The sequence below is a fragment of the Alteromonas aestuariivivens genome (assembly GCF_003367475.1).
GTDB classification, from domain to species: Bacteria; Pseudomonadota; Gammaproteobacteria; order Enterobacterales; family Alteromonadaceae; genus Alteromonas; species Alteromonas aestuariivivens.
This window is the reverse complement of sequence record NZ_QRHA01000015.1, coordinates 54278-63411: the sequence shown is the minus strand read 5'-3', so window position 1 is coordinate 63411 and position 9134 is coordinate 54278. Positions and strand designations below refer to the sequence as shown.

Annotated in this window: 9 protein-coding genes; 5 read left to right on the top strand and 4 right to left on the bottom strand. The window is 51.9% G+C overall.

The genetic code is table 11. The annotated features are described in order from the left end of the window. The 3 genes from DXV75_RS16100 to DXV75_RS16090 all read left to right on the top strand — a co-directional run. On the top strand, positions 1–170 hold a 170-nt coding region (locus tag DXV75_RS16100; RefSeq protein ID WP_483964195.1), incomplete at its 5' end, for an EF-Tu C-terminal domain-related protein. 199 nt (positions 171–369) lie between these two features. Further along, the gene (locus DXV75_RS16095; RefSeq protein WP_245953265.1) at positions 370–1443 is read left to right on the top strand and encodes a chemotaxis protein; all 1074 of its coding nucleotides are present in this window, start codon (positions 370–372) and stop codon (positions 1441–1443) included. A 33-nt stretch (positions 1444–1476) separates the two neighbouring features. Then, positions 1477–2529, top strand: coding sequence for an aldo/keto reductase (locus DXV75_RS16090; RefSeq protein WP_115594450.1), 1053 nt, complete (start codon positions 1477–1479; stop codon positions 2527–2529). Positions 2530–2591: 62 nt separating this feature from the next. On the opposite strand, the gene DXV75_RS16085 is transcribed toward DXV75_RS16090, so the two are convergent. Next, positions 2592–3761 (bottom strand): DcaP family trimeric outer membrane transporter, encoded by a 1170-nt coding sequence (locus DXV75_RS16085; RefSeq protein WP_115594449.1) that lies wholly within the window; start codon positions 3759–3761, stop codon positions 2592–2594. Positions 3762–4047: 286 nt separating this feature from the next. Between DXV75_RS16085 and acs the strand changes: the two genes are divergently transcribed. Continuing rightward, positions 4048–5994: an acetate--CoA ligase gene (acs, locus tag DXV75_RS16080; protein WP_115594448.1), complete on the top strand. Its 1947-nt coding sequence runs from the start codon at positions 4048–4050 to the stop codon at positions 5992–5994. A 27-nt stretch (positions 5995–6021) separates the two neighbouring features. Further along, positions 6022–6675, top strand: a complete 654-nt coding sequence (locus DXV75_RS16075) for a response regulator (protein ID WP_115594447.1) — start codon at positions 6022–6024, stop codon at positions 6673–6675. 59 nt (positions 6676–6734) lie between these two features. Here the strand turns inward: DXV75_RS16075 and DXV75_RS16070 are convergent, their stop codons facing one another. Genes DXV75_RS16070 through rimK form a run of 3 tightly spaced genes read right to left on the bottom strand, consistent with a single transcriptional unit; the run spans position 6735 to position 9130 of the window. Beyond that, entirely contained in the window at positions 6735–7169 is a 435-nt protein-coding gene (locus tag DXV75_RS16070; protein WP_115594446.1) for an ATP-dependent zinc protease family protein, read from the bottom strand. A gap of 20 nt (positions 7170–7189) precedes the next feature. After that, positions 7190–8224 carry a succinylglutamate desuccinylase/aspartoacylase family protein gene (locus tag DXV75_RS16065; RefSeq protein WP_245953264.1) on the bottom strand — a complete coding sequence of 345 codons (1035 nt, stop codon included), beginning with the start codon at positions 8222–8224 and terminating at the stop codon, positions 7190–7192. Further along, complete coding sequence (rimK, locus tag DXV75_RS16060; protein WP_115594445.1) at positions 8225–9130, bottom strand: 30S ribosomal protein S6--L-glutamate ligase; 906 nt, start codon at positions 9128–9130, stop codon at positions 8225–8227. Positions 9131–9134: the final 4 nt, after the last annotated feature.

The following is a 9134-nucleotide window of genomic DNA, read 5'->3' as shown; positions in this document are numbered from 1 at the left end:
CTGGTGCTGTAGAGCTGCCAGAAGGCGTAGAAATGGTAATGCCTGGCGACAACCTGAAGTTCGTTGTTGAGCTGATTGCTCCAATCGCGATGGACGAAGGTCTGCGTTTCGCAATCCGTGAAGGTGGCCGTACTGTAGGTGCGGGTGTTGTTTCTAAGATCATCGCATAATCTTAGACGACACTAAGTCATCTGAAAAAGGTCGCTTCGGCGACCTTTTTTTGTGCCTTGAATATGCTCAAATATTGGCACCTGTTGTAAACTCAAAGTTCCAAAGTCCTTTCGTTAAAAACCACGCGCTGCAACAACTGCAATAATCCTTTCACAGTTGCAGGCTAACCTCTTCGTCTTCTGTTTTTCGAGGTGCCGCGTGATAAAATTCGACTCAATTAAGTCCCAGCTTATGCTGATGACACTCGTATGCGTGTTAGGAATGGCATTGCTGGTAGCCAGCCAGTTTCTATTCACCCAGCGTCTGAACGTACTCAATCAGCAGAGGGAGGCGTTGCTTCGTTTGGGCCAGGATCTTTTACAGATGCGCAGGCATGAAAAGGATTTTCTGCTCCGACACCAGATGGATCATGTGCATCGCTTCGAACAGCGAGCTGAAACGTTCAGTTATCACCTGCAGGAGTTAAGCCCTTTATTTGCACAGTTCAATTTGCCAGCCACGCAAGCCGGTATGCTTGCCCAGGGGATGGAGGAATACCGCCAACTGTTTCAGCGCCTGGTTAGCCTGCAAGCAGAGATTGGCCTTAACGACAATACAGGGTTGCTGCTGCGGTTTTATCAACTTGAAAGCGAACTCAATGGGTATGCGTTACTACAGTATGGTGAGGCGGGATATGCCGACTTTGCCGCGGCACAACTGGCCGCTCGTAATTTTTTGCTCAACAAGACCCGTGATCACAAACAGGAATTTAATCAGTCCTCGGATATTCTGCTGCAGTTGCTCAGGGGGGCTGAACAAACTGAAGAACGGCGCTTGTTGCTGGCCTATATTCAAACGTTCAATCACCTGGCTCTCGCAATCGAGGCAATGGGCATAACACACAATGATGGATTGCAGGGACTTTTTCGCAGTCAGGCCCATCAGGTAGAGCACCAATTGGAAGCGATTGATCAGGCGCTGCAACCCCTGATCGAGGCACAGCAGGCAAAGGTCAGGGCATACAGTATTTTTATAGCGGCGCTGACATCAGTCTCGTTGATACTGCTGCTGGTCAAAAGCTTCGCGACATTTCACCGCGCCTTTGCTAATTTCGTGATGTTCTTTTACCGTTGTAAACGGCAATATCAAAAAATTGATCCTCATCAGCTTGGTTTTGCAGAATTCAAGTCACTGGCCGAACTGGCTAACGAGATGGTTGAGTCCAGGCGGGATATTGAAATACGTCTTGCTAATGCCGAAGCCAGGTTAGCTCAGACAAGCGCCAAGACGTAAGTTCGCAGGGTGAGGGGTGTAAAGGAAGGCTAAATGAAATATACCGTTTTAGGCAATAGCGGGCTGTCTGTTTCCCGCGCATGTTTGGGAACGATGACCTGGGGAATACAGAATACCCAGCAGGACGCAGACCAACAGCTTGATTACGCCATCAGTAAAGGCGTTAACTTTATAGATACTGCAGAGATGTACCCCATACCGCCCAACGCGGAAACCTGCGGTGACACGGAGCGTATTCTTGGTAACTGGCTGGCACGTCATTCCTCAAGACGCTCCGAACTGGTTATCATGACCAAAATCGCAGGAAGCGGATTGCCGTATATTCGTCAAGGCGGGGTAATTACGGGTAGTGCGGTGATAGAGGCGTTGGAGAATTCTCTCAAGCGCCTGCATACGGACTATATTGATGTTTACCAGCTTCACTGGCCTAATCGCACCTCGCCACACTTTGGCAAACACTGGCCCGGGCATGTTGATCCAACCCGGCAGGACACTGAGTCGGAAGTGGCAGGCATGCGGGATATCCTGGGTGGCATAGGTCAGGCACTTGAGTCAGGTAAAATCCGCCATTGGGGCCTGTCAGATGATACTCCGTGGGGTATCCATACCTATCTGAGGCTATGCGAAGAGATGAGTATTCCCCGTCCGGTCTCGATTCAGAATGAGTTCAATTTGTTGCACACCAAAGACTGGCCGTATCTTATCGAAGTGTGTGAATTCGAAAAGGTTGCCTATCTTCCGTGGTCGCCGCTGGCGACGGGGTTGCTGTCTGGCAAATACCTCAATGACGCGCGTCCGGAAGGTTCACGCTGGACCTTATCCCAGCGTCAGGGATTGTTCAGAAATACGCCTGTTGCCCACGCTGCTACGAAAGAATATGTGGACTTGGCAAGTCAGGTCGGGTTGTCACCGGCGCAGTTAGCCTTGGCATGGTGTGATCAGGTTCCGGGTGTCACTTCTACCATTATCGGCGCCACATCCCTGGCGCAGTTGGAAGAAAATATTGGCGCTTTCGAACTGCAGCTTGATGGCGAAGTACTCTCGAAAATTGAACAGGTACTGCACCGTTATCCGGCGGGTTTTTAAGCTAAGGCGATTTGCGGTAGAGGAGAGGGGCCACCGGGTGTGGCCCCTTTTTGAGCTGCCAGTTAAAACGCGTATTTGGCGGAAAACTGAAAGCGGCTCATGTCTCCGTCCAGGCCGGTTTCAATTTCCCGGTTGGCGTAAGTGTACTCGGCACCAACTGTGAGCGAACTGGTCGGTGAATAGAGATAATTGATCCTTGCGCTGTAGGTGCTGGAGGTCGCAGTTTCCCCGGTCAGGGCCACATCATTGTCCACTTCCAGTGCGGAAAACATGATGTTGGTACGGGCCTTGGCACTCCATACGTGGCGAAGGGCTATGGAGTATCCGTACGAGTCAATGGCTTCCAAATCACCATTTTCGTTGATCACGGCCCCGTTGCTGGCATTTAGCGCGGTATAGCGGCCAAGACCCGCCCCGGTATTGAACATAACCCGAAGGTCGTCGCCGGCGCCAAAATTGATTTTGCTGGTTATGGCAATGCCGTAACTGGTTTCATTGCTGTCGATATCGGCGCCATTGTCATAGGAGAGTTGCCGTACCAGGCCAGCCACTTTGATGTGCCCCCAGCTGCTTTTCATCGTATAGGCAGCAATCAGGTCCGGCACTGAATTGTCATCCGCAACAATGCGGCTGCCTCCTTCATACGGTGTGATAGTGCTTTCAGGATTCTCCAGCGCAATCTCAAAGCCGTTGTTGGCGTAACGAACCATGGTTTGCCGACCAAACACGGTACCGTCAGTTACCCCGATAAAATCCAGTGATTCTGGCAATGTGGCGACATCCATAAAGGTTGTCCAGGTTTGGCCAACCAGCCAATTCTTGTATTGTAAAAAAGCGTGTCGGACGCGCGGCACGTAGGAGTTACTGATGCGCTCGTCTCCGCCGGCGGTGACCATGAAATCCATCTCGAAAACCCCCTTAACGGTATCGCCTTCCTCCGTAGGAGTTGTAGTTGTAAAGCGGAACCGGGACTGACGGATATGGGCGTCAAACTGCGTGCCCTCATCTTCGCCACCTACCGGGGTGAGAGACGGGATATAAAAATCCCGACCGATGCTTCCCGAACTTAAGGTGCCATCTGAGTAATTGCTTACTATCGCATCGGCCTTTACGTATCCAGAAAACTGAACATCGGTTCCTGCCAAATTCGCAGCGAATGCGGTCGATGTGGCAGAAATCCCAATCACAGGTAAGGCGAGGGCCAGCGAAGTTTTTTTCAATGTGTTCTTCATTTTGTTTCTCGTCCCATGCTTCCAGGTAAAAGTTATGTAAAAATGGGGTTAACGAGCGATAATTTGGCCGACAATCGGGATTTTGGAAATAAGCGGATGGTCTATAAGACGAAAGTCGTAGAGGTGGTATGCTCGATTGCTAAGACCAAAGTCGCATTTTGCTTTGATCATTTCGGGCTACAGTGTTGAGTCGGAGAGTCGGGTTCTTTTTAGTGTTAATGTTGTGCATTTGCTAAACACAAATCGACTTTTCATATCTTGAATTATTTCATTATGGAGGCACAGAATGACTGCCAGTAAGACGTATCCAGTACCGGACAACATTCTCAGGGACACCCATCTTACCCAACAGCAATATGAGCAGATGTATCAAAAATCGGTGCAGGACCCGGTTGCGTTCTGGGGCGAACATGCCAAAACCCTCGACTGGTTTACGCCGCCCACCAAAGTAAAAAATACCGTATTTGGCAAAGAGTCGGTTTCCATTAAATGGTTTGAAGACGGCGAAATCAATGCCAGCTATAACTGCATTGATCGTCACCTTGCGGATAAAGCCCAGAAAGTGGCGCTGTACTGGGAAGGGGACACACCGGGTGACAGCGAGACCATTACCTATCAGCAATTGCACGATGAGGTGTGCAAACTGGCTAATGGCCTTAAAAAACTGGGAGTGGGTAAAGGTGACAGGGTAGCCATCTATATGCCCATGGTACCCCAGGCTGCTTATGCTATGCAGGCTTGTGCGCGAATTGGTGCAGTTCACTCAGTGATATTTGGCGGGTTTTCTCCCAACGCCATAGCAGACCGGATTAATGACAGCGCCGCAAAGGTTATCATTACCTGTGACGAAGGCCGCCGGGCCGGGCGCAGCGTACCTCTGAAAAACAATGTGGACCGGGCCCTGGCTAATGGTGCCTGCCCGTCTATTACACACGCTTTGGTGTATAAACTTACTGGCGGGGATGTGGCCTGGAATGAGGGCGTGGACGTTGACTGGCAGACACTGGTGGCGGAATGCTCCAGCCAGTGTGAACCGGAAGTCATGAACGCCGAAGATCCGCTGTTCATTCTGTACACCTCAGGCTCCACCGGTAAACCTAAAGGGGTGGTGCATACCACCGGCGGATATCTGTTGTATACCTCGATGACATTCAGGTACGTGTTCGACTACAAGCCCGACGATATTTACTGGTGCTCAGCCGACGTAGGCTGGATAACTGGCCACAGCTACATGGTTTATGGCCCGCTAACAAACGGTGCCAGTCAGGTTTTTTTCGAAGGCGTACCGACTTACCCGGACGTCACACGTATTGCTCAGGTAGTTGAAAAGTATAAAGTAAACAGCTTGTATACAGCGCCCACAGCGATCCGTGCACTGATGGCCCATGGTGATAAACCGGCCGAGGGGTGCGATGTGTCCTCACTGCGTCTGTTGGGTTCCGTTGGCGAGCCAATCAATCCGGAAGCCTGGGAATGGTATCACCGGGTACTGGGTAAGGACCGTTGCCCCATAGTGGATACCTGGTGGCAGACGGAAACCGGCGGCATTATGATCACCCCGCTTCCCGGGGCGTCTGCATTGAAGCCCGGTTCTGCCACGCGCCCGTTTTTCGGCATTCAACCAGCGCTGTTTGATGCCGAAGGTAATGAACTCGAAGGTGCCGCAGAGGGGAATCTGGTGATCAAGGACAGCTGGCCCAGCCAGGCCCGAACTGTGTATGGCGATCACGATCGGTTTATCAGTACCTATTTCAGTGCGTATGCCGGAGTGTACTTTACCGGGGACGGCGCTCGCCGGGACGAAGACGGTTACTACTGGATCACGGGCCGGGTGGATGATGTGCTGAATGTATCAGGCCATCGCCTCGGCACGGCCGAAATTGAAAGTGCGCTGGTAGCCCACCCCAAAGTGGCTGAAGCCGCCGTGGTTGGTTACCCGCATGACATCAAGGGCCAGGGCATATACGTATATGTGACGCCGAATGAAGGAGTGGTGGCGGACGACGCTTTGACGGCTGAACTCAAAAGCTGGGTAAGAAGTGAACTGAGCCCGATTGCAGCACCAGACAAAATCCAGTGGTCGAAGGGGCTACCCAAAACTCGATCCGGGAAAATTATGCGGCGTATACTGCGTAAAATCGCCGCAAACGAGCATGAGCAGCTAGGCGATACATCGACCCTGGCCGACCCTTCCGTTGTGGATGCCCTGATTGCGGAAAGGCTGAACAAATAGGCTGGGGCTCAATGAGCGGGAGGGAATATGGTAACGCTGCTGATTGCTGACGATCACCCCCTTTACCGGGACGCCCTGAAAGGGGCCCTGTCTCTGACTTTGCCGGAACTGGAGATTCGGGAAGCGGGGGACTTAACTTCCACTGTCGGCATTCTTGAGCAGGAAGATGTGGATCTGCTGTTACTGGATTTACACATGCCGGGCAGCCACGATTTGTTCGGCTTGCTGCACATTCGAAAATTGTTTCCCGAATTGCCGGTTGCGGTAGTTTCCGGAACCGAAGACCCGGTGATCATTTCCAAAATTGTCGGAGTTGGCGCGCTGGGGTTTATTCCCAAAACCGCCAGTTCCGGCGATATTGCCAGTGCTGTGCAGGCGATACTCGGAGGGGACATTTGGTTGCCTGCCTCGGTCAGTGAAAAACTGGAAGATGTGGACGAACAGTTCTCTGAGTTGGCTGACAAGGTTGCCAGCCTCACCCCATCCCAGTACAAGGTGCTGTGTTTTATGCGTGACGGTTTGTTGAATAAACAGATCGGTTACAATTTGGATATTGCTGAGGCAACGGTAAAAGCGCACGTTACCGCAATATTTAAAAAACTGGGTATCAATAACCGCACTCAGGCAGTTTTGATTGCCTCCCAACTTGAGCTGGAACCACCTTCCTCGGCCGGTCACTAATGTTGATGTCGTGCCTGCACGTTTCTTAGCCGGGCCCAACGGGCCCCAGAACGGTGGTATTAATCCTGTCCTGTAAGCAGAAAATCGTGTTCAGGGTCGACCAGAAAGCGGCCTGCCATGGCTTCTCTGCCCAGCAGCATCAGGTATGTCATTTCTGAGCGATCTGTCAGGGTCAGCTGGATCAGCCATTGCTCCCCGGCGATGACAATTGGAGTGTTGATCACATATCGGTGCTCTCGGGTAGCGGTAGAGCTTTTTATTCTTTTCTGACCTTGTACCTTGGCCTCGCGGCGTACAATTCTGTCGACATCGTGAATGTCCGGATGGATGTCAAAACTGACCCAAAGTTCGTCGTCTTTCTCGAACTCTTCCAAATTATCTACGTGCAATGAGGAGGTGGCAGCGCCGGTATCCACCCTAATGTTCAGGTTGGAAATGGCGAGTTCGGGTAGGTCACACAATTCAAGTGCGCCAACAATGCGTTTGTTTCCCATGGTGTATCTTGAGCCTCTAGCTATTCTTCTACCACTGTTTGTTCACCGAGCACCAGGTTGTCCTGCAACAATTCGACGTGTTCGGCAACGGTATCCGGTTGTTTGAAATAGGCAATATGGTAAATTGCTTCACCTTCCTGGGTGAGCGGAATATTCTGTTTGCCGATAACCACACCTTCAGCCGGGCTGACTATATTGGCCAGAAAGGTGCCAAAGGAATCGGTAATGGTTGCCAGTTTGTCGCCTTTACTGACATGGTCGCCGAGTTGGGCCAGGTGATTTACAAAACCACTTTCAGGGGCCCGTACCCAACCACTTTCACTGGCAATAAAGCGGGCAATATCATGCCCTTTACTGCGACTTTTGTTGAGCATGCCAAGGTGGCGCATGGTGTTCAGCACCCCACGTAAGCCTGCGCGGATGGAAAATTCGTCGTAGCGCAGGGCCTGCCCTGCTTCGTATAAAAGAACTTTCACTCCGACTTCACCCGCAGCCTGGCGCAGCGATCCGTCCCGAATATCGGCGTTCAGCAGCACGGGAATACCAAAGGCCTTGGCCATTTCCAGTACCTCAGGGTCAGAGAGATTGGCGCGCACCTGAGGAAGATTGCTGCGGTGAATTGCTCCGGTATGCAGGTCAATGCCGTAATTGCTTTTGCACACAATCTCTTTGAAAAACAGGTTGGCCAGCCGGCCAGCCAGCGAGCCTTTCTTACTGCCCGGAAAACTGCGGTTGAGATCCCGGCGGTCAGGTAAGTAACGTGACTGGCTAAGCACGCCGTAAACATTGACCATGGGCACCGCGATCAGGGTGCCACGTAACCGTGCAGTGCTTTTGGAGCGAATTAAACGGCCGACAATTTCAATGCCATTCAGTTCGTCCCCGTGGATGGCTGCACTGACAAACAGTACCGGCCCAGGTCGCTTCCCATGCTTAACGTACACCGGAATACTTGTATTGGTAGCGGTGTACAGTGGCGGCATGGGTAATTCGATTTTGAGTGTTTCACCCGGTTTTATGACATGGCCACCAATTTCAATGTCAGACTGCTTCAACTATCCCTTTCCTCGTGTTTGCGTTTTGTTGGGTTTGGCACTTTTCTCGATAAATTCGATGATCATGCCTGCCACGTCTTTGTGCGTTGCAGTTTCGATCCCTTCCAGCCCCGGCGATGAGTTTACTTCCATGACCACCGGGCCGTGATTGGAGCGCAAAATGTCTACCCCGCAGCAGTTTAACCCCATGGTTTTTGCAGCGTCTATTGCGGTCTTGCGTTCTGCCGGTGACAGCCGTACAAGGCTGGCGGAACCACCCCGGTGGAGATTGGAGCGAAACTCGCCGGGGGCAGCCTGGCGCTTCATGGCAGCAACCACTTTACCGCCTACCACCAGGCAGCGGATATCGGCACCGCCTGCTTCCTTGATGTATTCCTGTACCAGAATACTGGCATTCAGCCCCATAAAGGCCTCAATGATCGACTCGGCGGCTTTCTGGGTGTCAGCCAGCACCACACCAATGCCCTGGGTTCCTTCAAGCAGCTTGATCACCACCGGCGCTCCACCGACATTCTTGATCAAATCGTCGATTTTATCCGGGTGGTGGGCAAAGCCGGTGCGGGGCATACCAATGCCCTTGCGCGACAGTAATTGCAGAGAACGCAATTTGTCCCGTGAACGGCTGATGGCAACCGACTCATTTATGCTGTAGGTACCCATCATTTCAAACTGGCGCACCACCGCGGTGCCGTAAAAACTGACCGAAGCACCAATGCGCGGGATAATGGCGTCGTAGTAGGGCAGTTTCTTTCCTTTGTAGCGAACGGAAGGCCTGGCGCTGGTGATGTCCATGTAACAATGCATGGTGTCAATCACGTCAACCTGGTGATGACGCTTGATGCCGGCATCTACCAGTCGTTGTGTTGAGTAAAGGTTTGGATTGCGAGATAAAATGGCAATGCGCATAAGA